Consider the following 25,972-nt stretch of genomic DNA (forward strand, 5'->3'; position numbering starts at 1 on the left):
CTATTAAAAGAGATATTTATAATCAGGAGGGAACCACGAATGAATCCAAAGTATAGCCAGATGTTTGAACACGTTTCACTACCGAGTGGCATTACACTGAAAAACCGGATCGTACTCGCTCCAATGACTCATATGTCCTCGAATGCCGATGGTACCATATCTGACGCTGAACTTGCTTATTATGCACGTCGCACCGGCGGTGCTGGCATGTCGATTACGGCTGTAGGGCATGTAACAGAGAATGGTATTGGTTTTCCGGCCCAGTTTGGCGTCTATGATGACAGCTTCATTCCCGGTCTGAAACGATTGGCTGATACCATTAAACAGCAGGGTTCGAAGGCTGTACTGCAAATATTCCATGCTGGACGTCTAACACCGGAACAAGCAGTTCCAGCCGGTCAAGTGGTTGCTCCAAGTGCTGTTGCCAGTGAACGTCCGGGATCTCCTGAACCAAGAGAATTGTCGGATGACGAAATTACGTCTATTATTAAGGACTTTGGTGAAGCGACTCGTCGTGCGATTGAAGCTGGATTTGACGGTGTTGAGATTCATGGTGCGAATGGGTATCTGATTCAGCAGTTCTTCTCCCCCCATTCCAACCGACGTGAAGACCGCTGGGGTGGAAGCATTGAGAAACGTATGACATTCCCGCTGGCTGTGGTGGATGAAGTAGAGAAAGCCGTTGCCAAACATACGAAATTACCGTTTATTATTGGCTACCGTTTCTCCCCGGAAGAACCCGAAACACCGGGATTGACGATGGAAGAGACATACGCACTGGTTGACGCATTGAAAGATAAAAATCTGGATTACCTGCATGTATCCGTCAACGAGTTCTGGTCCAAGCCAAGACGGGGTGAGGCAGATACCCGTTCCAGAATCGAATATATTCTTGACAGAGTAGGCGGTAAATTGCCTGTGATCGGTGTAGGTTCCATTCATACCGCAGATGAAGCAGCGGAAGCTCTTCAAAGCGGTGTTCCCCTGCTCGCGATTGGACGTGAGCTGATTATCGAGCCGGATTGGGTCGAGAAAATTGAGAGCGGACGGGAAGAAGATATCGAGACGATCCTGACTAAATCAGATCAGGAACGTCTGGTTATCCCTGATGGCTTGTGGAATGCAATTATCCATACACCGGGCTGGTTCCCAATGGCGGACGATAAATAATACGTATTGAAGGATGGAGGGGGCGAAAGCTCCCTCCTTTTTGTATCTGCTGCATCCCGTGAAATTCTTCTTGAGAGAGCACTGTGGTATGATGAGACGAACAGGAAACATCTTGGATAATCAACGGTTTGGAGTGAATAAATATGCTTGTGGCTGAACGTTATGAGAAAATAGTGGAATGGGTGGATACGCAGGGAAGCATGCGTGTAACCGAGCTTAGTGAGCGTTGCGGGGTGACGGAAGAGACCATTCGTCGTGACCTGGACAAGCTCGAACAGGCAGGAAGGCTCAGGCGCTCCCATGGCGGTGCAGTCAGTGTAAAATATAAGGAAGAGGGTCAGTCGGAGATTCCTTACCCGGAACGGGCTGTAACTCATGCGGAAGAGAAACGCAGAATTGCGGACGAAGCGATAAAAATGGTTGCTCCGGGCGATCGTATTGCGCTGGATGCCAGCACAACGGCATGGTATATGGCAGCAGGACTGCCTAACATTCCACTCACTGTGTTGACCAATTCCATTAAAGTGGCGGCTGAGCTGAGCAACAAGGAACAGATTCGTGTGATCGCCACAGGTGGGCAGCTCGCCTCGAAGTCTTTATCTTTTGTCGGCCCGCTCGCTGAGCGTTCGCTGGATGCGTATCACGTGGATAAAGTGTTTCTTTCCTGCAAAGGTGTACATCTGACGAAGGGCATCAGTGAATCGAATGAATTGCAGGCCCTGGTGAAACAGAAGATGATCAGCATTGCGGATGAAGTCATTTTGCTGGCAGATTCAAGCAAATTCAATATACAGGCTTTTACAAGAGTGGCTGAACTCGGAAGCGTGGGGAAAGTGATCACGGATCTGGGGATAGACGAACAGCATGTTAACGCACTGAATGAACAGCTCATAGAATGTATCCGGGTCTAATATAGGAAGGAATGAGTGAGTGTAATGAAACATCCTTTTCATCTAAAAGCCGTGTGGAATGGTGGACGCAACAGTGAAGGACATATTGATGCAGGCGGATTAAAAACGACCATTTCGATTCCGCAGGAGATGGGTGGACCGGGAACGGGTACCAATCCGGATGAAATGCTGCTTGGTGCAGCCTCCACCTGTTACCTGATTACGCTGGCAGCGATGCTGGAACGTTCAGATATAACGCCGGATGATCTGACACTGGAGTCTGAAGCGACGGTAGATGTTACCCATAACGTATTTACGTACGAAAGAATCGTGCACAGACCTCGTATTGTTCTCAAGGCAGAAGCATCCGAGGCAGATGTGGCAAAGGCAGAGCGACTGGCGCATAAAGCAGAGCAGTCCTGCATGATCTCCAGAGCCGTGGCAGGCAATGTTGAGATAGAGACTCAGCCTGTGATTATAAAAGCAGGTGTTAACGCGGTTTGATATACCTGGAAGAATAGGCGGTTCAAGCCGTCATCTGTAAGATAAGGGGAAGTTCGGTATGAACATACAGAAGCGCAAAACCAACCGATTTGCACGTTTAACACGTGCATTGAAGCTGAATTTTCTCAAATTGTTACGTGCTCCCGGAGGTGCTCATAAAGTATCCACCGGATTTGCCATAGGTTTCGGTCTGGAACTGATCGTCATCTCGACCGCATCACTGATTTATCTCTTGTTCTACCCAATTGTGCGCTTGTCTGGGGGCTCGATGCCAGCAGCGATTGTAGGCAATGTGATGGGGAAACTCACGTTTCTGCCTATTATCTTGATGCCGCTCGCCAAGCAAATCGGTTCCTGGATGTTGCCTGCTCACAGTATGGGGCAGGGCCCTGTACATGAGAGTGCATTTATGGAGCTGTTTCGTGGTAACTGGTCTGCTGTGAGTGAGCTTCTGCTAGGTGGACTGGATATTCTGGCAGGCATGTCCGTCCTTGGCGTGATCCTGGGTGTGATTTCTTATTTTATTGTGAAGTTCTTCTATGTAAGAGCACTCAAGCGCAGATATGAACGCCGATTGGAGAAACGCCGCCAAGCGGCGATGTCCCTCACTCCGGCTGCAATGTTGATCAGGAAGACATCACAATCATAATCGGCAGAATGAACATGGACGCAGCGGTTGTCCACAGGATACAACGGGACACAAACTGTGGAGAGGCATTGAATTGCTCAGCCAAAATAACAGCGTTCACCGCCGTAGGCATTGACGACAGGATCAGCAGCACGCTGAATAACGTTCCTTCGACCTGAAGTGCGGTCAGAATCAGATAGGAGAGTACCGGTGCTGCTACGAGACGTACCACAAGTCCAGTCCAGAATGCCCGGCGTACATTGGGCAGCCAGGGCTCCACAGTACCTCGTGGCCGCAGCATCTGTGCACCAAGAATGGCCAGCACGACAGGAGAGTAACCGGCTGCGAGCATGGAGATGCCTCCATCCAAGGCTTCAGGCAAGCTCAGCTTCGATGAACGCAGGATGATGGCAATGGCAGCAGCATAGATGGACGGCATACGGAAGACGGACAAGATGGCATTTTTAACTGTGAACTGGGATCTTGCTGCAAAGAATATGCCTACCGTATTCACGATAATCATCTGCCCGATAACGTAAACCGAAGCTTTATCGAGTCCAAGCTGTCCAAAGGCGAGCAGCACAAGCGGAAGCCCATAATTCACGCAGTTCGTAAACGTGGAGACAAGGGTAAGTCCCGCTTTTTCGCTTGCGCCCAAATGGAAGACACGGCTGAGCAATTCGGCAAGTGCCCACAGGGCAATCAGGTTCATGATCGAAAACCAGAACGTACCCGTTACGTCGGTCCATGTGATCTCAGCGTGCAGTAGTGTATCAAAGATGAGCGCTGGGCTCAAAATATAAAGGGAAAAGGCCGACAGTGGCCGGGTGTCCCAATTTTTGAATCGTTTTAACAAAATGCCTCCGATCACCGGAAGTGATATGGGCAGGAATACATGATATAACGTAAGCAAAAATGAATTAAACAATTGAATGCAGTCCTTTCTGGATGAAAAGCCTATCTAATCATAGCAGAAGTCGCCCAGCATATGAATGGATTTCAGTATGGATAGGCGCGATAAGCACCCTATTAAGCCTCACATAAAGCTGATCAGACCTTTGGTGTGTACCGATGGCGGATTGCTATTTTGATATGGCAGATTTATTATAGAAGAGGTGCAACCAGATTACATACACATAGAGGAGGAAACTGTAATGAGTGAATCAAAACGCTTGCTCGTATTGGTCGGCTCTTATGCCGAAACGGAAAATGAGGGCATTTACGCATATGAACTAAATGAGGATACAGGCAGCTTGTCGAAGCTTGACGGCATCTCGGGCGTGAAAAACCCAACGTTTGTCAACGTGGATGCTGATGGTAATAAACTGTATGCGATTGGTGAAACGGCGTCCGCCGAAGGCAATAAAATGTCTGAAGCTGTAGCTCTGAGCATTGATCCTTCTACAGGAAAATTATCGTTGTTGAATCGTAACAATTCCATCTCGGCTCCACCATGTCATATCCAGCGTGATCCTTCCGGAAAATACTTGATCCTTTCCAGTTACCACGGTGGTTTGGTAGGTCTGCAAGCCTTGACGGACAATGGTGAAGTTGGAGCGCTCTTGGACGAGAAGAAGCATGAAGGCAAAGGTGCGCACCCTGAGCGTCAGGACAAGCCACATGTGCATTCCGCGTTCTTTAGCCCGGATGGCAAATATATGATGGTACAGGATCTGGGTGCGGACAACATTGCGATCTACTCCATTGATGCAGACAAGAATGAACTTGTGTTGCACAGCGAAACCAAAACACATCCGGGTGCAGGACCGCGCCATCTGGCGTTCCACCCGAATGGTCAATTTGCTTATGTGATCAACGAAGTGGATTCTTCGATTACTTCTTTCCGCTATGATGCAGCAGCTGGCACATTGACAGAGATTTCCACTGTGTCGACTTTGCCTGATGGTTATGAAGGCAGTGAAAACACAACCGCCGAAATTGCAGTGTCCAATGATGGTCGTTTCGTATACGGTTCAAACCGTGGACATGACAGCATTGTGGTATTTGCAGTAGACGCTGAGACAGGACATCTGAACCTGGTTGAGCATGTCTCTGCAGAAGGTGAACATCCGCGTCACTTCGCATTGACACCTAACGGAAAATTGCTGATCGCAGCCAACCGTGATACCAACAACCTCGTTTCCTTTACGGTTGATCCGGAGAGCGGACGTCTGAAATACACAGGTCACAGCACGGGTGTATCCAAGCCTGTATGCGTGAAACCTGTTTATCTGTAAAACCGGTATTTTGATTCACTAGCCGAGAGGCAAAATGAAGGGACCCTGCCACGTCTGGCGGGGTCTTTTGTTGATGATATTTAGGTTGGAATCAAGTCTCTAATATATCCGTACGATCCTGAATGAAATGATTACCCCTGGATAGTAGTTCTTATAACAATGATTAAGTGTCATTAGTTTCCCCCACGTAACTACCCCACTTCAAAGTGCGTACTTCCTGGATCGATAGTCAGGCTCTACAATGAATGAGTAGCCATAACAAACATTGCATGCATCCGAGCAAACGGATTGGTGCAAGCTAAATATTTGGAATCCCTTTACAGGAAATACTCAATACTCATATTTGAACAACAAAGGAGAAATAAATCATGAAATTACAACTCGCATTGGATCTCGTTAATATCCCAGAAGGTATCGCACTTGTTAAAGAGGTTGAACAATATATTGATATCGTAGAAATCGGTACACCAATCGTTATCAACGAAGGACTACATGCAGTTAAAGCAATGAAAGAAGCTTTCCCTAATCTGCAAGTGCTTGCCGACCTGAAAATTATGGATGCCGGTGGTTATGAAATTATGAAAGCGGCCGAGGCTGGTGCAGATCTGATCACGGTTCTTGGTGCAAGTAATGACATGACGATCAAAGGAGCAGTGGAAGAAGCGAAAAAACAGAACAAACTGGTTCTGGTTGACATGATCAACGTGACTGACCTCGAAAAACGTGCACGCGAAGTCGATGCACTTGGCGTAGACTACATCTGTGTACACACAGGTTATGACCTGCAAGCGGTAGGACAAAGTCCGTTCGAAGATCTGCAAACGATCAAACGCGCTGTCAAAAACGCAAAAACCGCTGTAGCTGGTGGGATCAAGCTGGAAACTTTGCCAGAAGTCATCAAAGCACAACCCGATCTGGTTATTGTAGGCGGCGGCATTACAGGACAGGCAGACAAAGCAGCAGTTGCAGCTGAAATGCAACGTCTCGTTAAACAAGGGTAAGCTGATGAGCACAAGGCAATACGCGGCGGACATCTTGAAGGAACTGGAACGTACGCTAAGCCAGATCGACGATTCGGAGATGCAGGCGATGGCTGAGCATATTCTGGCTGCAGAACAGGTTTTTGTTGCAGGCGCTGGCAGATCTGGTCTGATGGGAAAAGCTTTTGCCATGAGATTGATGCAGATGGGTCTTCGGGTATATGTAGTGGGGGAAACCGTTACACCGGGGATCAGTCCAAAGGACTTCCTCTTATTATGCTCAGGCTCAGGGGAGACAGGCAGTCTGGCAGCGATGGCTCAGAAAGCCCGTAAAGCGGGTGCTCCTGTCGGCCTGATTACAATTAAGCCAGAGTCCACAATCGCACAATTGGCTAATACGGTGGTTCGCCTCCCGGCTTCAGCCAAAGAGGATACAGCGACTGCAGGAGCAGCAGTAACCATTCAGCCGATGGGCTCTTTGTTTGAACAGGGACTGTTACTGGGTATGGATGCACTGGTACTCACCATGATGGAAATGAAGAATATGACCGGAGCAGACATGTTTGGGCGTCACGCCAATCTGGAATAGTCCATTTTTCATAGAATTCAAGAAATAGCATAGATGTAAGACCGGAATCCTTTGATATAAAGGACTCCGGTCTTTTCTATGATGTGAAACTCTTGTCTGATTTCCGTCCGGCTTTGCATCCAGCCCATGCTGTAGTAGAATTAATAGAAGCTGTATCGAATGAATGTACTTATTACATCATGCTTGGAACGGGTAGCTCAACACTGTGGGGTGTTCCCGCGATATGTGTATTATACGCGATGCGATATAAGAGTGAAGAAGATGAGGGGGCTCGGAGCCATGGCAGCCGAAGTCAAGGAACGAATTAATCTGAAAGAAATCAACTGTGAGAAGGAATTGACCCTTGCTGTAATTGGCGGCAAATGGAAACTGATCATATTGTGGCATCTGGGTCTGGAAGGCACCAAACGTTTCAGTGAATTGAAACGCCTTATCCCCCATATTACCCAGAAGATGCTGACCAACCAGTTGCGCGAATTGGAAGAAGATAAGCTGGTTGAGCGCAAGGTCTACGCAGAGGTACCCCCTCGGGTGGAATATACTTTAACGGATCATGGACAGAGTCTGATGCCAGTGCTGCGTGCAATGTATGACTGGGGTAAAAACTATGGTGAACATGTGATTTGGAAAGCTGAATAAGTGAGATTTAGAATGAACCGCCGGGTAAATGGATTCTTCCATCACTCAGCGGTTTTTTTATCTCCCCTAATTTTTAAAACTTGGTTGTGAATCATTTGAATCGAAGGTCTCTTTTCAGGAGATGTCAGGTATCGAAGAGCTGAATATGATACGATGAGAAATATTGGAAATACAAGGAGGATGGCATATAAAGATGGAAAAAATACGTACACGCGATGAAGTAAGCCCGGAGACGACCTGGGATCTGCGAGACTTGTTTGGGACTGATGCGGAGTGGGAACAGGAGCTTAAATCACTACCTGAGGCTGCTGCTCATATCGAAACATTCAAAGGACGTTTGGGAGAAAGCGCAGAACAACTGCTCGCTTGTCTGGATGCCCGTGAAGCACTTCAGGAACGGATCGGCAAGACGGCCTCTTACGCGCGACTCAAGCAGTCAGAGGACAGTACCAATCCCGTCAACATTGAGAATTCGGCCAAGGCGGGAGATATCCTATCACATCTGTCGTCTTCCTTGTCTTTTATCCATTCGGAGATAGTGGATCTTCCCGATGGAGCGGTTGAACGTTATATTGAAGAGCTTCCGGGTCTGAAACCTTACGCCCGCAGCTTGGAGCGTCTGATTCAGGAAAAAGCACATCGTCTGTCGCCGGATACGGAGAAAGTACTCGCTTCTCTGGGAGAGGTACTGGATTCCCCGTATCGGATCTATCTGCGCGGTAAATTGGCAGATATGAGATTTAATGATGCCCTTGATGGAGATGACAATACCCGTCCGCTGTCCTGGTCGTTCTATGAGAATAATTATGAAATGTCATCGGATACAAAGTTGCGCCGTTCCGCTTATGCAGCGTTCAGCTCCAAGTTGGGTGATTACAAGCATACGTTTGCCGAAGGTTACGCTACCGAAGTGAAGAAGCAGGTAGTGATGTCCAGACTGCGTGGATATGATGATGTTACCGATATGTTGCTTAGCCCGCAGCAAGTAAGCAAAGACATGTACAACAATGTACTGGACATCATCCAGCAGGAGCTTGCACCTCACATGCGCAGACTCGCAGCCCTTAAGAAACGTGAGTTGGGCCTGGACAAGCTGATGTTCTGTGATCTGAAAGCGCCGCTGGATCCTGAATTCAGTCCTGCCATTACATACGAGGAAGCTTGCACGCTTATCCGTGAAGCTCTTGCCGTACTGGGGCCGGAATATGGCGAGATTGTAGAGCGTGCTTTCAGTGAGCGCTGGGTAGATTATGCGGATAACGCAGGCAAATCCACAGGAGCTTTCTGTTCCTCTATTTATGGATCTCATTCCTATATTCTGATCTCATGGGCGAACAATATGCGCGGAGCATTTACACTTGCTCATGAAGTGGGACATGCCGGGCATTTCATGCTTGCCGGAAAATACCAACAGCTTACCAATACACGACCATCCCTATATTTCATTGAGGCGCCTTCCACCATGAATGAAATGCTGCTGGCCGATCATTTGCTGAAACGTTCCGATAATCCAAGAATGCGTCGTTGGGTTATTTTGCAATTGCTCAATACGTATTACCACAACTTTGTAACACATCTGCTGGAAGGTGAATTGCAACGCCGGGTGTATGCACTCGCAACAAACGATGAACCTATTACGGCGAAGACGCTAAGTCAGCTAAAAGGGGACGTTCTCTCCGAGTTCTGGGGCCCTGAACTGGTGATCGACGAAGGTGCCAAACTAACATGGATGAGACAGCCTCATTATTATTTGGGACTGTATCCATATACCTATGCAGCAGGTCTAACGGCATCTACCGCTGCCGCACAGTTGATTCGGGAAGAAGGACAGCCTGCGGTGGATCGCTGGCTTGAAGCGCTTAAATCGGGTGGAAGTCTCACCCCGCAAGAACTGATGAAGCTCGCGGGTGTGGATATGTCGGGACCTGAGCCGATTCGTTCTGCTGTGGCCTATGTCGGTAGTCTGGTCGATGAACTTGAACGTCTGTATTCCTAATCAGGTTCATATAGTATATGGACAAGGCAAGTAGGGTTGTTCGCATGCACCGTCTCCTTGGCTGGGGGCGGTGCATCTTATTTTCCAGCGGGAAAGGAACGATGATGAATGGAGCTAATGAACATAACTTCATCGATGGGTCGATTAAGTGTGGATGGCTTCGGTGTTTTTGATGACATGAATGAAGTGCCGGGTTTTGAGGGGAATCAGGGTGGTTTTTTTTCGGGATTCAATGAGTTTGGTGCAATGAGTGCATTTGGTTCCATTTTCATCGGCGGCGTATTTCTAATCATTGCGGGCGTCATTGTTTTTGCTATTATTTCCGGGGTACGCGCCTGGTCCTCGAATAATGCGGCAACCTTACTGACATTACATGCTACGATTGTGGCGAAGAGAACGAAAGTGAGTGGTGGATCTGGGGACAGTAGTGCTTTCACTTCCTATTACATTACTTTTGAGTTGGACAACGTTGAGCGTGTCGAACTCAACGTTGATGGAAGTAATTATGGTTTGTTAGTGGAAAAAGACCGGGGGATGCTGACATATCAGGGGACAAGGTTCAAGCATTTTGAGAGAGATGTACAGCCTCAGTCTGGTGCAAGCAATAGCAGCTTCTATACGTAAACATACTGAACGACGGCTCCTCCCAAGTGGAGAGAGTCGTTTTTGGTATGGGCCAAAGAAACCAATTACAGGGTATTCAAACGCTTACAATAATGATATACTCGTAAAATACAGCTAAACAGTATAAAACAAAAGTAAACAAACAATAAAATAAAGAATAAAGTACAAGGTGCTGCAGGATAAAATGAGGAAAGATGGAGTCGTAATAGGGCAGAGGATGAAAGGCTGGTGAAGAGCGGTGAGTGTGCTGGCGTATGATTTGGGTGCCGGTAGTGGGCGAGCGCTATTGGGTCATCTGAATGACAAAGGAATGGAGACGGTTGAGATCCATCGGTTCAAGAATGAGCCGGTGAAAGTCGGAGATCGAATGCATTGGGATATTTTGCGGCTGCATCATGAATTACTCGAAGGGTTAAACCTTTTGAAACAAAAAGGAGAGCAGCCTGAAAGTCTGGGAATTGATTCCTGGGGGGTGGATTTTGGCCTGCTCGGAAGTAACGGCGAGTTGCTTGGCAACCCGTATCATTACCGTGATGTACAGTTCAACGGCATGATGGGTCAGGTGCGGAAGGAGTTGACCTCTCAGCGAATCTTTGAACGCACAGGGATTCAATTTCTTAGCTTTAATACATTGTATCAATTGGCAACACTCCAGCGGAGTGGCTCACCACTTCTGAATGAAGCGGAGCGTTTTCTCATGATTCCGGATCTGCTTCGTTACTTCCTGACTGGCGAAGCTGTGAACGAGTTCACCAACGCGACAACAACACAACTGTACAATCCATCTACGGGGAATTGGGATGGTGAGTTGCTGGCGCATATTGGTATTTCGGAGCATCTGTTTGGCGAAGCTGTGATGCCGGGTACACGTGTTGGACAACTGCGAAGCAGCATTTGCAATGAGCGGGGTCTGTCTGCCATTCCGGTGATCGCGGTAGCTGAGCATGATACGGGTTCAGCGGTCGTTGCTGTCCCTGCAACCGAGCGTTCATTTGCTTACCTGAGCTGTGGAACATGGTCACTGATGGGTACGGAGATTGACCACCCTGCTATAAGCTCAGAGAGTCTGGCTCTGAACTTTACGAATGAGGGCGGGGCAGGTGGCACATTCAGGCTGCTCAAGAACATCATGGGTCTGTGGATTTTACAGGAAAGCATGCGGGAATGGGAGCGGCAGGGACAGGGAATCAGCTATGCTGAATTATTGACCAAGGCGGAGCTTGCCACCCCATTTGCAAGTTTGTTTGATCCCGACGATGAGTTGTTTATGCCAGCAGGAGACATGACTTCGCGCATACGCCAGTATTGCCGTAATACCGGACAGATTGAGCCGGAGAATCGGGGAGCCATTGCCCGATCCATTCTGGAGAGTCTTGCACTCAAGTATAGAAGAGTACTGGAATGGACGGAACAACTATCCAGGCAGTCTTTCAATGGATTGCACATGGTCGGCGGGGGTATCCAGAACCGTCTCTTATGTCAGTGGACAGCGAATTCCATTGGCAAACCGGTATGGGCTGGTCCGGCAGAAGGCAGTGCGATTGGGAACATGGCTGTACAGTGGATGGCGAGTGGAGAATTTAAGGATATATGGGAAGCTCGCCAGGTGATCCGCAATTCCTCCCCGGTGACCGAATATGAGCCACAGGACAAACCCATCTGGGAAGAGGCATATGGCAGATTCCTGCGTGTGACTGCTTCATCAACATCACAAGCTGGAAGTGAGGTGTAACATGCTGGCAGCTGAAAGGTATGACCGGATTGTGGAGATGGTTAATGTAAAGGGCAGTATGCGTGTATCTGAGCTTAGTGAGCGTTGCCGCGTGACCGAAGAGACCATTCGGCGTGATCTGGATCGGCTGGAGCAGGCAGGGAGATTGCGTCGTTCCCATGGCGGAGCTGTCAGTGTGAAGGAAGAGCAGCCCGAAATTCCTTATAGGGTAAGGGAAACAACACATGCGGAGGAGAAAAAACGGATTGCTCAGTCGGCTCTTTCCATGATCCGACCGGGTGATCGAATTCTGCTGGATGCCAGCACAACCGCAGGGTATATGGCAGCGAGTATGCCGGATATGCCTTTGACCGTATTGACCAATTCCATTCAGGTAGCCACTGAACTAAGCAGCAGGGATAAGATTGAGGTCATCTCGACTGGAGGTCAATTGGCCTCTCGCTCACTGTCTTTTGTCGGACCGCTCGCTGAACGTTCGCTGGAGACGTATCATGTCGATAAATTGTTCCTGTCTTGTAAAGGTGTGCATCTGGAAGGCGGCGGAATCAGTGAATCCAATGAACTTCAGGCCAGGTTGAAGCAGAAGATGGTTGGCATATCCGACCAGGTCATTTTGCTTGCAGATGCCAGTAAATTTGGAGTCCGCGCCTTCGCCAGGGTAACCGGGCTGGAGGCGATTCATTCCATTATTATGGACCAGCCGCTGGAGGCCGATGTGATGGAACGTTTGAACGGATATGACATTGCCATTACCACCGTTTAAGAGCGAATCGGAAGATTGTTCTGACAATGGTTTGTTATATAACAACGACTTTAATTAGGAGCGTGTAATCATGAAGGTCTCCTTGTTCATTACCTGCCTCAGTGACGCCATCTATCCCCGAGTGGGGGAAGCGATGGTCAGATTGCTCGCCGCTCATGGCGTTCGGCTGGACTTCCCGCCTGTGCAGACCTGTTGCGGTCAGCCATCCTATAATAGCGGGTATTGGGATGAGACTCGGGTAGCCGCCAAAACCATTTTGGAAGCGTTCGATGACAGTGATTTTGTCGTGTGTCCTTCGGGATCTTGCACATATATGATTCATCATTATCCCGAACTGTTTGCCGATGAACCGGTTTGGCTGGAGAAGGCGAAACGACTGGAAGTGAAAGCTTATGAATTCACCCAATTTCTCGTTCAGGTGCTGGGCATAACAGATTTGGGCGCGCATTTCCCGCACAAGGTAACGTACCATCCATCCTGTCACGGTAGCCGATTGCTTGGGGTGAAGGATGAGCCAATGGCCTTACTGTCGGCTGTGAAGGGATTGCAGTTGGTTCCGCTCCCATTCGCAGAGGATTGCTGCGGATTTGGGGGTACTTTTGCCATCAAAATGTCTGATATTTCAGGAGCCATGGTCACCGAGAAGGTTGATCATATCAAAGAAACGGAAGCCGAAGTATTGGTAGGACTGGACATGGCCTGTCTGATGAATATCGCGGGCAATCTGCGTTATCGGAATGAACCGGTGCGTGTGATGCACTTGGCCGAACTACTGTATGAGGGGGTGCGGACAGGATGAGTCAGCCAGGGGTAATGAATGTCAACGTGAAGGAACGTGCAGAACTGGCGTTGAATGATGATTTTTTGCGCAAAGCCGTGAAGTTTACCACTGAACGATTGCGTAATGGCAAGAAGGCTGCTTCAGAGGAACATGGCAACTGGGAAGAATGGCGTGAACGTGGACGGCAGATTCGTCTGCATACGATCGCATATCTGGATTATTATTTGAATGAGTTCGTGAATAATGCGCGCGCGAATGGAGTCCATATCCATTTTGCGGATACGTCGGCGGAGGCTGCTGCGATTGCGCTGGATATTGCGGCTCACAAGCAGGCTTCTACGGTGGTGAAATCCAAGTCGATGGTGTCTGAGGAAGTACATTTGAACCATGTATTGGAATCTGCGGGCATCGAAGCGATTGAGACCGATCTGGGTGAGTACATTATCCAACTGGCGGGTGAAGCCCCATCACATATCGTCATTCCGGCAATTCACAAGAACCGCTACCAAATCGCGGAGCTATTATCCAAGGAAGCAGGCGAAATTCTGGAACCGGATACCACCGTGCTCGCCGGATTTGTACGCAAAAAGCTGCGAGAGAAGTTTCTTGAGGCAGATATCGGCATGACCGGCTGCAATTTTGCCATTGCGGAGACGGGTTCCATGGTACTGTTCGAAAATGAAGGCAATGCCCGGATGGTATCCACCGTGCCAAAAACTCAGATTACGTTGATGGGCATGGAGCGCATCATTCCGTCCTGGACAGATCTGGAGGTCATGGCAACACTGCTGCCACGTTCTGCCACAGGTCAGAAATTGACGATGTACATGTCAGGTATTACAGGCCCTCGTCGTACAGAAGATGGAGATGGGCCGGAAGAAATGCATATCATTATCGTGGATAACGGACGTTCGCTTCAGTTGGGTGATCCCGAATTTCAGGAGCTGTTGAACTGCATTCGCTGCGGGGCCTGTCTTAATGCTTGTCCAGTATATCGTCATATTGGCGGGCACGCCTACGGCGGTACGTACAGCGGCCCGATTGGAGCGGTGCTCACACCTGCACTCAATGGCAATATTGATGAATGGAATGACATCGCAGGTGCTTCAAGTCTGTGCGGAGCCTGTTATGAAGCGTGTCCGGTCAAAATCCCATTGCATGATATGCTTGTTTATTTGCGCAGACGCAAGGTAGAAGAGGGTCATGGCAATAAGCTTGAAAGTGCAGGCATGAAAGGTTTTGCTGCAGTGGTTTCCAACTCTAAACGATTCAGTGCGGCTATACGTCTTGGACAGATCGGTCAGAAAGCCATTGTACGGAATAATGGGATTTCCCTCAAGCTGGGCCCCCTCAAGGGCTGGAATAGTTACCGGGTCGCACCGAGCCTGGCCAAACGTTCCTTCCGGCAGCAATGGAACAAGCTGGATCAGGAACTGAATCAGGAACATCAAGCCATGGATTCTTCCGTTCGGAATCGAATGGAACAGATCCTTCGTGACCGAGAAAAGGGGGGCGGCCAACGTGAACACTGAACATCAGGAGTGGCTGGAGCAATTGGAGAGGAAGTCCCGTGAGAAACAGGAGCACTTCATGAACGACATCGCGTCCAAATTGAGAAGACCACGACAGAAACATGCTCCGACCCAACCTTTCCGTGGGGCCCCCGCCTTCTGGAATGAACTGGAGTGGGACGAGGACAAGCGTATACAGGCATTTACCGATAATTTTGTAAGCGTAGGTGCCCACGTTGCCCGGGTCCAGAACATCGATGAAGCATCTGATTTTATTGCCAATAAATCTCGTGAGCTGAGTGCGAAGTATATCATTCGCCAGAATGAACAGGCGCTGACGGATCTCGGATTGGAAGAGCATCTTCCTGATGTACAGATCTCAGTCTGGAATAGCCAAGCAGATGAAAACTGGAAGGCGCGGGCAGCCGAAGCTGATATGGGTGTGGTTATGGCGGATTATGCAACGGCGTATACCGGTTCGGTCACCGTGTTGTCGTCACCGGATAAAGGGCGTTCCGTTAGTCTGCTGCCAACGGTGCTGATCATTATTATTCCGCTGGATCGTCTGCGCACAAGACTGGGCGAAACGCTGAATCGATTCGACGAAGCGGGAAGAGAAAATCTTCCCGCAGGCATTCATTTTATTTCGGGTCCCAGTCGTTCCTCCGATATCGAAAATGACCTGACCATTGGGGTACACGGCCCCGGCGTTGTTTATGGTCTTCTTATGGGATAGGTACGTATTCAGAATGTATAATCATCTTAATTACTGTCCGGGAAGCAGCTTTTGTCTGCGGAGGGCAGTTTTTTTGTCTGTGCAGATTCTTCCCGTCTATGAAGCGGTTCATAATGGAAATCGTCGTATTGTCGATGATATGTTAAAAGTATCTTTTATTCTCCTTATTATGTAATTTCAATGCCCTATCATTATAGGATTAAGCTATTACTATTATATTAATTATATATTTAACCTATTGGTGACAGAGGTGTATAATCCATGGCAAGAGAGATTTAATGTGAGATACAACACAGAGGAGGCGTTATGGGTGAGTATATTTTCCTATGAGGTTCCATTCATGGATGAGCAAAAGGGTGATTTATCCGCTTTTGAGGGCAAAGTGCTGCTTATTGTGAATACAGCAAGTCGGTGCAGCCACTCCCGACAATTCGTAGAGCTTCAGCAGTTGTATGAGAAGTATTATGATCAGGGGCTGGAGATTCTGGCGTTTCCTTGTAATCAGTTTAATGACAAAGAACCAGGTAGCCATGCTGAAATCGTTCAATATTGCAGGAGTCAATTTCAGATATCATTTCCGATATTTCAGAAGATAGAGGTCGTCGGTCCATCCATACATCCTTTGTTTCGTCATCTGATCGAAGGAGGGCCATTCGAAGGTTATGATCTGGATACGGAAGAAGGCCAGTGGATGGACACTTTTGTTAAGGAGAAACATCCGGAATTGTACAATGGGGACGGGATCAAATGGAATTTCACCAAATTCCTGATTAATCGCAGGGGAGAGGTCCATGCCCGCTATGAAACAACGACTGCCCCATTAAAGATAGAATCGGCCGTTCAGGACCTGCTGAAGCAGTCCTAAATGGACGATCCCACTATCGGAGGGCCAGAGGACACGTTTGCTCAAGCAGCAGATTAAATGATTATCCTGTGGTCCTACGACTTTGGGACTGTTGAAGATTAGAACTGGAAATGTTAGGGTAAAAGATAGATACCGAAGCCATTCATTTTTTTTAATCAAAATTGACTAATATACTATTTTAGTCAATTAGTTCTGTTATTCTTTTTTCGGTTATCTGGATTAAATATGAAAATTTGCAGAAAATGAAGTTAGAGGAGTGAGCGAAATGAAGCAAGTTTCAGTTCCCCAACCGAAAACATTTGGTCCTTTAGGTAACTTACCACAATTAAATTTTGATGAGCCTGTGCAATCCCTTGTGAAATTGGCTGACGAATACGGACCGATTTTTCGCATGGAGCTACCGGGTCGAAACGAACTCTACATTTCAGGCCATGAACTGGTAGCAGAGATATCCGACGAATCCAGATTTGACAAGCGTGTGTGGGCACCGCTGGAGAAGGTTCGTGCATTTGCCGGAGATGGTCTGTTTACGAGCTGGACGCAAGAACCCAATTGGAAAAAGGCACATAATGTGCTGCTCCCGAGCTTCAGTCAACGTGCGATGCAGGGATATCACAACAAAATGATTGATCTGGCTGTGCAGCTCGTTCAGAAATGGTCACGATTAAACCCCGATGAAACCGTGAACGTACCCGATGATATGACCCGTCTGACACTGGATACGATTGGACTCTGTGGTTTCAACTATCGGTTTAACAGCTTCTACCGGGAAGAACCACATCCATTCATTACAAGTATGGTCCGAGCACTGGACGAATCAATGAGTTCGTTGCAGCGTTTGCGTCTGCAAGACAAGCTGATGATCACCAAAAAGAAACAGTTTGATCAGGATATCCGTTCAATGTTTGCATTAGTGGATCACATTATTGCAGATCGCAAAGAACAGCCTCAGGACGGGGCGGATGATCTGTTGTCCCACATGCTCAGTGGCAAGGACCCTGAGACGGGGGAAACGCTGGATGATGAGAATATCCGGTATCAGATCATCACATTCCTGATCGCAGGGCATGAGACGACGAGTGGTTTGTTGTCCTTTGCCATCTATTATCTGATGAAGAATCCCGATACGCTCGCCAAAGCTCAAGCCGAGGCGGATCAAATTCTGAAAGATCCGGTTCCAACGTACAATCAGGTTCGTAATCTGAAGTACGTTCGCATGGTTTTGAACGAAGCATTGCGGTTATGGCCTACGGCTCCGGCGTTTTCCTTATATGCCAAAAAAGACACCGTGCTTGCCGGGAAATATCCTTTGCAGAAGGGGGACAGTGTGAGTGTGCTGATTCCCAAACTGCACCGGGACCGTGACGCGTGGGGAGAAGATGTGGAAGCGTTCCGACCGGAACGGTTTGAAGATCCAAGCAAAGTGCCACATGACGCATACAAACCTTTTGGTAATGGTCAACGGGCCTGCATTGGTCAACAGTTTGCCCTCCAGGAAGCAACGCTTGTGCTGGGTATGGTTCTCAAACATTTTGAACTCATCGACCATTCCGATTATCAGTTGAAAGTGAAAGAAACGTTGACGCTCAAACCGGATAACTTCACGATCCGAGTTCGTACACGCGACGGTCAGCCAGTGATGGCTGTTCCCGGTGTTGCTGTGGAGGAGCCAACACCAGCTGCCAAAAAACAAGAGCCGGATGCGGCAAATGCCCATCACACCCCAATGCTTGTTCTGTACGGTTCCAATCTGGGTACCGCGGAAGGCATTGCGCGTGAAATCGCAGATACTGCGAGATATCAGGGATTCCGCAGCGAGGTAGCCGCACTCGATGATCGTGTAGGTAAGCTGCCGAAGGAAGGCGCTGTTATTATTGTCAGTGCATCCTACAATGGTCAGCCCCCAAGCAATGCCAAGAATTTCGTGGAATGGATTGAGCATGCGGATGCTGGAGAGTTCAAGGGCGTACGGTTCGCTGTGATGGGGTGTGGCGATCACAACTGGGCCAGCACCTATCAGCGTATTCCACATCTCATTGATGAACATTTGTCTTCCAAGGGAGCAGAACGTTTATCACCTTTGGGCGAGAGTGATGCCAGTGGGGATTTTGAGAAGCAAGTTGGAGACTGGACCGAGCAATTATGGCCGGATTTGGCACGAATCATGGGGCTCCAATTGAACACCAGTTCGGGCAGCGAACGCAGTTCCTTGTCTGTACAGTTTGTCAGTGGACTGGCGGTAACACCGCTCGCAGATACGTATGATGCACATGTTGCTGAAGTGCTCGAGAATCGGGAACTTCACGATGCGGGCAGTGAACGTAGCACACGTCATCTGGAAATCAAACTGCCTGAAGGCATAACGTATAAGGAAGGCGATCATCTGGGAGTCTTACCGCAAAATCCACCGGAGCTTGTAGAGCGTGTATTGCGGCGATATGGATTCACCGGTACGGAGCATTTGGTTCTGGATGCATCCGGTCGCAGCGCAGCTCATCTGCCGCTGCACCAACCGGTTAATCTGTATGATCTGCTTAGTCACAGTGTGGAACTCCAGGAGGCAGCAACGCGTGCTCAACTGAGAGAACTGGCGGCGTATACGGTATGCCCACCGCATAAGAAGGAGCTTGAAGCGCTTCTTGATGAGTCTGTATATATGGAAGAGGTGCGTAATAAACGCATATCCATGCTGGACTATTTGCTCAAGTATGAGGCATGTGAGCTTCCGTTCGAGCGGTTCCTGGAGTTACTGCCTTCCCTGAAAGCCAGATACTATTCGATCTCCAGTTCTCCACGTATACAACCGGAACAAGCAAGTATTACCGTAAGTGTTGTGCGGGCTCCGGCCTGGAGTGGTCAGGGTGAATACAAAGGGATCGCATCCAACTATTTGGCAAACCTGAAGCCAGGTGAAGAGGTCGTTATGTTCATCAGGACTCCTGAATCCGGGTTCCAACTGCCGGAAAAAGCGGAAATTCCGGTTATTATGGTTGGCCCAGGTACGGGTGTAGCTCCTTTCCGTGGTTTCTTGCAGGCACGCCGTGTAATGAAGGAACAGGGGCAGCAAGTTGGTGAAGCCCATCTGTACTTCGGATGTCGGAACCCGGATCATGATTATCTGTATAAAAATGAATTGGAAACCGCACAGCAAGAGGGTCTTGTCCAGCTTCATACCGCTTTTTCCCGAGTGGATGGCGAAGAGAAGTGTTATGTTCAGCATCTAATGAGAGATGATGCCCACAAGCTGATTCCTTTGCTTGAACAGGGGGGACATCTGTATATTTGTGGCGATGGCAGCAAGATGGCACCCGATGTTGAAGCAACGCTCAAGAAAGCTTACGCCGACATTAGTGGAAATTCCTCGGAGCAAGCCGAGGCATGGTTAGAACGTATACAACAGGAAGGTCGTTATGCAAAAGACGTGTGGACAGGGATCTAATTCTTGGATCAGTTGTTGATGTGACTGGTCAATAACCGGCTAAGCGGTGAGACACAGAGTTGCTTCTGTCTCTCATCGCTTTTTGCCATGTCAACAATAGTTCAGCAGATGTGTGGACGTTTGGGTTATAATTCGGAAGGACAACCATAGGATTGACATGGGATTGATTCATGTAAGGAATGAATAGACGAACCGTTTGGTTCATGAACTGTATTGGGCGATGCCTCATTCAAACTATTTCTTGCGGTTTGTTGGTCGATATATCGATTCAACCTGAGTTAGGGGAAAGAGAATACGGGAGGAGAACTTGCCTTTTCCCTGCAATTCAAGGTAATCTGTTCCCACACCGACAAGTCGGATATTGTTAAATGCATTTCGGGAAGGGAAGACGGTACGAATGCCCACCCGTATGCCTCGCCGAGTTCGGGGAATATCGAATACACGAATGGAATTCAGACTAAGGGGAATGAATAACTGCCGATTGACTTTGATAAAGTTACGCGGATATACTTTGCTGATTCGTCCCGGTTCCAGGCCGGACAGTGGTGCATTCAGTTCTGCCAGTTTTCCCTGCAACTCGGCCAGACGCTGCTGTAGTGTTTTACCTGTATGAAGCTGGTGCCAGTTCATAAGTAATCCTCCGTTCGCCATTTATAGCTACTATATGAATGGACCAGGTCAGAAGGTGAGCAAAATGGTGCCCATGTTCGTTATCATATTAACGTTATCAACATAAATGTACATCTTAAGATATAGGAGTGATTCAAGTGAACGTGGAAATGTATAAAGATCTCATTCGGGATGAACGTGGCAATTATTATATCGCAGTACAGATGGAGGATAACGAGCTTACACTCGTTAACGCATTTGTTGAAGCATCATTTACGCCTGGGCTGATCTATAATGAAGAATTTCGGAACAAATACAAGGATGCGGAAGGCGGATTCGTGGGCAAAATTGCGATGGACCTTCTTCGGCATGATGTAGTCATGGGTCTAAAAGAAATCGACAGAAAGCTGCTGGAGCTTTCGGAGGTAGAGCAGAAGTACTCCGTAAACTATATTGATACGATTGAATTTTATCGTCATCCTGCGTGGGAACGGAAGGTATAAGCGAAAGCCTGTTCTTAAAGAGGTTGTTCAAAAAGTCCGCTTTTGATTACGAAGGATGCCTAGTGGCATCATCAGCATCGAATATGGAATTCAGCCGAAATAAGTAGATGCTTGCGAAGGTTGTTTCCTTCGGAAACATTGTAGTTGCTCACGTAGTTTTCCCTACGCTCCGCTACTCCATTTCTAGCTTCATCCCATCTTCTCGGTACTGAAAACCGATCTTTTTGAACACGCACTTAAAGCAAGAAGACATGGCTACGCCATACGGAATGGTTTGTCCATCTGGGGCAAACGGGTTTGAAAAAAGAGGTAAGCAAAAAGTGCAAGTGCAGGGAAATGTATCCCTTCAACTTGCGCTTTTTGTTATATATGGAAGATTAGAAACGAACCAGGTTACTGATTCGCACAGGCATGCCTGTTGCGATGGCACGATTGGCTGCAATGCCAGTTAGGATGGATCTTGCTCCATCCAATTGGTTGGCAGCGCGATTGAATGGATCTTCCGCAGGTTCTCCGAACAGATCATTCAACAGAACCGGATCACCTCCGCCATGTCCACCTTCTTTTTCTTCGACTTGAACTTCATAAGGGGAATCGAACATCGGAAGAACTCGCAATGTTTTGCCAATTAATGCCCCTTCCAGGTTTTTGTCACCCAATGAATTGACATAGGATTGCTCCACAATATTCATTTCGATCCGACCTTTGGTACCGTTAATAGCAATGCGATAACCTTCCCATGGCTGATACGCAACGAGGGAGTAGGTCAAAATGGCTTTGTTCCGATACTGTACGAGAACGCCCATCGTATCCTCAATATTGATGCCGTCCCCGAACACGCTTTGATCCCGTTGGTACCCATCTTCCGACTCAGCATCCAAATACATAGACTTGAGATGTGCATCTGAATCCAAATGCAGTGCAAAAGGGTCCTCTTGAGCAAGCGGGTTACCAGTTGCGCGATTGTAGAACTGCGTTACGCCACGTTCCTCGGCATTTTCTCTACCATAATACATGAGATCTCCGAATGCAAAAACGGTCTCCGGTTGCGAACCAATCCAGAAATTGACCAAGTCAAAGTGATGGGTGGATTTGTGTACAAGCAGTCCACCGCTATTGCGCTTGTCCCGGTGCCACCGACGGAAATAATCTGCCCCGTGACGGGTATTGAGCAGCCATTCGAAGTGAACCGAAGTTACCTTCCCGATCGTGTCATTCAAGATCAGTTCCCTTATCTTGGTATGGTGCGGGGCATAACGGTAGTTAAAGGTTACTCTTATATTTTGCCCGGTCCGCTTGGCCGCATCGAGGATATCCTGACATTTTTCCTCATCAATGGTCATCGGCTTCTCGGTCACGACGTCACATCCAAGCTCCATCGCGCGAATGATGTACTTGTGATGAGTACGGTCAATGCTGGTTACAATGACGTAATCTGGTTTCTCGTTCGTAATCATCTGATCAAACTGATCTGCAGGATAGGTAGGAACCTCGGAATATTTATATTTTTCTCTCAGCAATTGATTGGCGTAATTCATGCGGATCTGGTTAATATCACAAAAGCCAACAAGCTCGGATGTGTCCTTGAAATTCTGGGCCAAAGCACCGTAAAAAAATTCAGCCCGGCCGCCAGTGCCGACCAGTACATAGCGTTTTTTGTTACTCATATCTATCGCCTCCTTGAATGTAGTTCTAGACTATAACAAGGGAGTACTTCTTTCGCCGCATTTTTTGCGTAATCGCTTTCAAACACCGCTTATTTTGCTATAATCCAAGGAAAGGGGGCAGGCAGTCACATGACACAGGTATTTCGAACGGATTACAACGATCCAACCGGATATTTGCATATCGAATATGATCGCCGTATTGGATATTTCTCGATGACCGATGACCACCTTCATGATCATTATGAGCTGTATTACCTGCTATCAGGTGAGCGCATATACTTCATTAAAGACCGTTCCTATCGGGTTAAAGCTGGTGATCTCGTATTTGTTGACCGGAATACGGTTCATAAGACGCTGGAGAGTGGCAGGCCAGACCATGATCGAATTGTGATCTATATCAAGCCCGAGCTATTTACAGAACTGGCGATCTCGACTGAGTTGGCCGAAGAATTACAGGAGCCATTCGGTTGGGAGATTCCGATTCTAACACTTCCTCCACTGGTAAATGAAGGTGTAGAACGAATGGTCAGCGAAATGATTAATGAGATGATCCATGTGCAAACGGGGAGCAGCTTGCTGCTGCGCCACCGATCGGTTGAGTTGCTGCTCTGCGCCTACAGAAATCAGCACCTAGGAACAGTAAGATCTGGGGATAGCGAACTGGTGCTTCATCCCAAAACGCAGGCTGTTGTCCGTTATCTTAATGAAAACTATCAGGAGTCACTGGTATTAACAGAGGTTGCGGCGTTGTTTCGCATCAGTCCGCATTATCTCAGTCGACTGTTCAAACAAACGACCGGGTTTACGTTCATTGATTATCTGAATCTGCTGCGAGTGAAGGAAGCACAGCGCTTGCTTCGGGAAACGGAGGACTCCATTACGGAGATCGCCTGGCGTGTAGGATTTAGCAATTTTTCTCATTTTGGGAAGATGTTCAAACGGACCGTTCAAATGTCTCCAAGGACATACAGGCAGGAGTTCAGAAAGCGAGGTTCATTGAGGGGGTGGCAGGGAGATGCCGATGATACAGACGAGATTGGATGAACTGGGCATTGTATTGCCACGGGCAAGTGCGCCAGCAGCAAAATATGCAAATGCGGTGATTGTAAATGGAATCATGTATGTATCAGGCAAAGGGCCGGACACGACAGAACGCGGTAAGCTAGGCGAGGATTTCACAACGGAGCAGGGATATGATTTTGCCAGGAATGCCGGAATTGAAGTGTTGGCTGTCGTTCAGGAAGTGCTCGGTTCACTGGATCGGGTTAAACGTGTGGTTAAAGTACAGGGATTTATTAATGCATCAGCTTCTTATCAGGAGCATCACAAGGTGTTGAATGGCTTCTCGGATCTGATGCTGGATGTGTTTGGGGATCAGGGAATGCACGCCCGCTCGGTATTTGGTGCTGTCTCCGTCAGGGATAATTTGCCGCTTATTATTGATTCGATCTTTCAGGTTGAGGAGTAGGTTACATGACAAGTTCAACTTCGTTTAATCCCATAATGCTCTCCTTTCCCGAGAGCTTCAACACTGAACGTCTCGCGATTCGTGCCCCGGAGTGGGGAGATGGCGCGGTCGTTAATGAAGCCATCCGTGAAAGTGCGGAGCAACTGAGGTTATGGTTACCTTTTGCCGAGAATATACCTTCACTGGAAGAATCCGAAGCGCATGCTCGTAAAGCCAGGCTGCAGTTTATGGAGCGTACTGACCTGATTCTTCATTTACGTGATAGACATACAGATGAATTCATAGGCAGCAGCGGTCTGCATCGTATCGACTGGAATGCGCGATGTTTTGAGATCGGTTACTGGATCAGAACGTCTCGCACTGGGGAAGGACTGATGACCGAAGCTGTGAAAGGCATTGAACAATTTGCGATGACCTATCTGGAAGCGAATCGGCTGGAAATCCGCTGTGATGCCCGCAATGTACGAAGTGCCAAGGTGGCGGAACGGGCAGGATATACGCTGGAAGGAATACTGCGCAAGATGCGGCGTGATACTACAGGTATGCTGGTAGATGTGATGGTGTTTGCCAAAGTGAAAGGCATTGAGTTTGAATAAGGGAATACAGTTAAAGGTCCTTACATGAGCCATTTGAACGGTTCTGGTGCAAGGACCTTTTGTTTGTTGTTCCCATATACGCGAAAAAAACGCTATACATTCATCTTGACTGAACTGAAATAGACTATCAGAATGGGAGAAAGAATCAGCAAACTGTCTCGGATCAAAACAAGTCATGGATGTCACGATTGGAGGAAAAGCATGCAACGAATAGGGCAAGGAAGGACCGCAGAAATCTTCAGGTATTCGAACCATCAGATTATGAAGTTATATCGAATGGATTTTTCATTCGACGTGATTCAGAATGAGTTTAACATTAGTGAGTGGATGTTCAACAAGGGATTACCAGTACCTCGTGCATATTTTTTGGTAGACCATGCACCGCAAACGGGCATTGTATTTGAACGAATCGAGGGCAAGACGATGTTGTCTCTACTCATCACACAACCCTTATTGTTCCAAGAGCTTTCACTTCAAATGGCCGAATGTCACTACAAACTTCATGGTCAACATGATGCTGAGGGACGACTCCCCGCTCAAAAGCAGATCCTTTCAAGAGCAATTCGGAATACCCCGCTTTTGTCTGAGGAAGATAAAGCAAAGGTGATCGCTTATTTGTCGACTCTGCCAGAGCGACAGCAGATCTGTCATGGTGACTTTCATCCCGATAATGTCATGCTGAATGAAATGAGAGATCAATATTGGGTCATTGATTGGATGACAGGCATGTCTGGTGATCCCGCGGGTGATGTGGCACGAAGCTGGGTAATATTAATGAGCGCTACATTACCAGAGGGTACAGATTCAGCTATCCGGTTAGGATTTGAAACCACTCGTAACACGCTACTCGACAATTATATCAAGCACTATATGCAGCTTTCAGGAATGTCACGGCAAGAGCTTGATTCCTGGATATTACCTGTGGCTGCTGCACGTCTGGACGAGGATTTACCTGAAATTGAGATAGGGCGGTTGCTCAAGCTGGTTCAGGAGCATCTTCGTTTGCTGGACGAAAATATAAACTTAAATAACAAGTAAACCGAGG

General features: G+C 47.9%; 25 protein-coding genes. 22 read left to right on the forward strand and 3 right to left on the reverse strand.

Features of this window, described 5'->3' with window-relative positions:
- Positions 1–39 precede the first annotated feature (39 nt).
- The 4 genes from ACR32F_RS12700 (at position 40) to ACR32F_RS12715 (ending at position 3,213) form a co-directional block, all read left to right on the forward strand.
- Positions 40–1,170 (forward strand): NADH-dependent flavin oxidoreductase, encoded by a 1,131-nt coding sequence (locus ACR32F_RS12700; RefSeq protein WP_440119029.1) that lies wholly within the window; start codon positions 40–42, stop codon positions 1,168–1,170.
- Between the two features lie 143 nt (positions 1,171–1,313).
- Entirely contained in the window at positions 1,314–2,081 is a 768-nt protein-coding gene (locus ACR32F_RS12705; RefSeq protein ID WP_440119030.1) for a DeoR/GlpR family DNA-binding transcription regulator, read from the forward strand.
- Between the two features lie 24 nt (positions 2,082–2,105).
- Complete coding sequence (locus ACR32F_RS12710) at positions 2,106–2,564, forward strand: OsmC family protein (RefSeq protein ID WP_440119815.1); 459 nt, start codon at positions 2,106–2,108, stop codon at positions 2,562–2,564.
- Positions 2,565–2,622: 58 nt separating this feature from the next.
- Positions 2,623–3,213 carry a DUF2062 domain-containing protein gene (locus ACR32F_RS12715; RefSeq protein ID WP_440119031.1) on the forward strand — a complete coding sequence of 197 codons (591 nt, stop codon included), beginning with the start codon at positions 2,623–2,625 and terminating at the stop codon, positions 3,211–3,213.
- On the opposite strand, the gene ACR32F_RS12720 is transcribed toward ACR32F_RS12715, so the two are convergent.
- Positions 3,191–4,120, reverse strand: a complete 930-nt coding sequence (locus tag ACR32F_RS12720) for an AEC family transporter (protein WP_440119032.1) — start codon at positions 4,118–4,120, stop codon at positions 3,191–3,193. The two genes, ACR32F_RS12715 and ACR32F_RS12720, sit on opposite strands and share 23 nt — an antisense overlap.
- Before the next feature lie 226 nt (positions 4,121–4,346).
- Here ACR32F_RS12720 and ACR32F_RS12725 point away from each other — a divergent pair, with 226 nt between their 5' ends.
- The 13 genes from ACR32F_RS12725 to ACR32F_RS12785 all read left to right on the forward strand — a co-directional run bounded on the left by ACR32F_RS12725 (position 4,347) and on the right by ACR32F_RS12785 (position 20,084).
- Positions 4,347–5,429 (forward strand): lactonase family protein, encoded by a 1,083-nt coding sequence (locus ACR32F_RS12725; RefSeq protein ID WP_440119033.1) that lies wholly within the window; start codon positions 4,347–4,349, stop codon positions 5,427–5,429.
- A 368-nt stretch (positions 5,430–5,797) separates the two neighbouring features.
- Positions 5,798–6,430: a 3-hexulose-6-phosphate synthase gene (gene hxlA, locus ACR32F_RS12730; protein WP_440119034.1), complete on the forward strand. Its 633-nt coding sequence runs from the start codon at positions 5,798–5,800 to the stop codon at positions 6,428–6,430.
- 4 nt (positions 6,431–6,434) lie between these two features.
- Positions 6,435–6,998, forward strand: coding sequence for a 6-phospho-3-hexuloisomerase (gene hxlB, locus ACR32F_RS12735; protein WP_440119035.1), 564 nt, complete (start codon positions 6,435–6,437; stop codon positions 6,996–6,998).
- Positions 6,999–7,277: 279 nt separating this feature from the next.
- Complete coding sequence (locus tag ACR32F_RS12740; RefSeq protein ID WP_440119036.1) at positions 7,278–7,637, forward strand: winged helix-turn-helix transcriptional regulator; 360 nt, start codon at positions 7,278–7,280, stop codon at positions 7,635–7,637.
- A 193-nt stretch (positions 7,638–7,830) separates the two neighbouring features.
- Positions 7,831–9,633, forward strand: coding sequence for an oligoendopeptidase F (gene pepF, locus ACR32F_RS12745; RefSeq protein ID WP_440119037.1), 1,803 nt, complete (start codon positions 7,831–7,833; stop codon positions 9,631–9,633).
- 108 nt (positions 9,634–9,741) lie between these two features.
- Positions 9,742–10,257, forward strand: a complete 516-nt coding sequence (locus ACR32F_RS12750) for a DUF2500 domain-containing protein (RefSeq protein ID WP_440119038.1) — start codon at positions 9,742–9,744, stop codon at positions 10,255–10,257.
- Positions 10,258–10,495: 238 nt separating this feature from the next.
- A complete protein-coding gene (locus ACR32F_RS12755; RefSeq protein ID WP_440119039.1) occupies positions 10,496–11,989 on the forward strand; it encodes a rhamnulokinase in 1,494 nt (497 codons plus the stop codon).
- Position 11,990: 1 nt separating this feature from the next.
- Entirely contained in the window at positions 11,991–12,752 is a 762-nt protein-coding gene (locus tag ACR32F_RS12760; RefSeq protein ID WP_440119040.1) for a DeoR/GlpR family DNA-binding transcription regulator, read from the forward strand.
- 70 nt (positions 12,753–12,822) lie between these two features.
- Positions 12,823–13,551, forward strand: coding sequence for a (Fe-S)-binding protein (locus ACR32F_RS12765; protein WP_440119041.1), 729 nt, complete (start codon positions 12,823–12,825; stop codon positions 13,549–13,551).
- Positions 13,548–15,065, forward strand: a complete 1,518-nt coding sequence (locus tag ACR32F_RS12770) for a LutB/LldF family L-lactate oxidation iron-sulfur protein (protein WP_440119042.1) — start codon at positions 13,548–13,550, stop codon at positions 15,063–15,065. The genes ACR32F_RS12765 and ACR32F_RS12770 overlap by 4 nt, the downstream gene beginning before the upstream one ends.
- On the forward strand, positions 15,028–15,780 hold the full coding sequence (locus tag ACR32F_RS12775; protein WP_440119043.1) for a LutC/YkgG family protein: 753 nt from the start codon (positions 15,028–15,030) through the stop codon (positions 15,778–15,780). The genes ACR32F_RS12770 and ACR32F_RS12775 overlap by 38 nt, the downstream gene beginning before the upstream one ends.
- A 310-nt stretch (positions 15,781–16,090) precedes the next feature.
- On the forward strand, positions 16,091–16,645 hold the full coding sequence (locus ACR32F_RS12780; RefSeq protein ID WP_440119044.1) for a glutathione peroxidase: 555 nt from the start codon (positions 16,091–16,093) through the stop codon (positions 16,643–16,645).
- Between the two features lie 265 nt (positions 16,646–16,910).
- A complete protein-coding gene (locus ACR32F_RS12785; protein WP_440119045.1) occupies positions 16,911–20,084 on the forward strand; it encodes a bifunctional cytochrome P450/NADPH--P450 reductase in 3,174 nt (1,057 codons plus the stop codon).
- Between the two features lie 234 nt (positions 20,085–20,318).
- Here the strand turns inward: ACR32F_RS12785 and ACR32F_RS12790 are convergent, their stop codons facing one another.
- On the reverse strand, positions 20,319–20,714 hold the full coding sequence (locus tag ACR32F_RS12790; RefSeq protein WP_440119046.1) for a hypothetical protein: 396 nt from the start codon (positions 20,712–20,714) through the stop codon (positions 20,319–20,321).
- Positions 20,715–20,851: 137 nt separating this feature from the next.
- Between ACR32F_RS12790 and ACR32F_RS12795 the strand changes: the two genes are divergently transcribed.
- On the forward strand, positions 20,852–21,196 hold the full coding sequence (locus ACR32F_RS12795; RefSeq protein WP_440119047.1) for a hypothetical protein: 345 nt from the start codon (positions 20,852–20,854) through the stop codon (positions 21,194–21,196).
- A 377-nt stretch (positions 21,197–21,573) separates the two neighbouring features.
- Here the strand turns inward: ACR32F_RS12795 and ACR32F_RS12800 are convergent, their stop codons facing one another.
- Positions 21,574–22,863, reverse strand: a complete 1,290-nt coding sequence (locus tag ACR32F_RS12800) for a Gfo/Idh/MocA family oxidoreductase (protein ID WP_440119048.1) — start codon at positions 22,861–22,863, stop codon at positions 21,574–21,576.
- A 129-nt stretch (positions 22,864–22,992) separates the two neighbouring features.
- Between ACR32F_RS12800 and ACR32F_RS12805 the strand changes: the two genes are divergently transcribed.
- The 4 genes from ACR32F_RS12805 (at position 22,993) to ACR32F_RS12820 (ending at position 25,965) form a co-directional block, all read left to right on the forward strand.
- Positions 22,993–23,907, forward strand: coding sequence for a helix-turn-helix domain-containing protein (locus tag ACR32F_RS12805; protein ID WP_440119049.1), 915 nt, complete (start codon positions 22,993–22,995; stop codon positions 23,905–23,907).
- Positions 23,885–24,331 (forward strand): RidA family protein, encoded by a 447-nt coding sequence (locus ACR32F_RS12810; protein WP_440119817.1) that lies wholly within the window; start codon positions 23,885–23,887, stop codon positions 24,329–24,331. Before ACR32F_RS12805 ends, ACR32F_RS12810 begins: the two co-directional genes overlap by 23 nt.
- Before the next feature lie 5 nt (positions 24,332–24,336).
- The gene (locus ACR32F_RS12815) at positions 24,337–24,927 is read left to right on the forward strand and encodes a GNAT family N-acetyltransferase (protein ID WP_440119050.1); all 591 of its coding nucleotides are present in this window, start codon (positions 24,337–24,339) and stop codon (positions 24,925–24,927) included.
- Positions 24,928–25,128: 201 nt separating this feature from the next.
- The gene (locus ACR32F_RS12820) at positions 25,129–25,965 is read left to right on the forward strand and encodes an aminoglycoside phosphotransferase family protein (protein ID WP_440119051.1); all 837 of its coding nucleotides are present in this window, start codon (positions 25,129–25,131) and stop codon (positions 25,963–25,965) included.
- The last annotated feature ends 7 nt before the right edge of the window (positions 25,966–25,972 follow it).

Source organism: Paenibacillus hebaui, from assembly GCF_051934385.1.
Lineage (GTDB): Bacteria > Bacillota > Bacilli > Paenibacillales > Paenibacillaceae > Paenibacillus.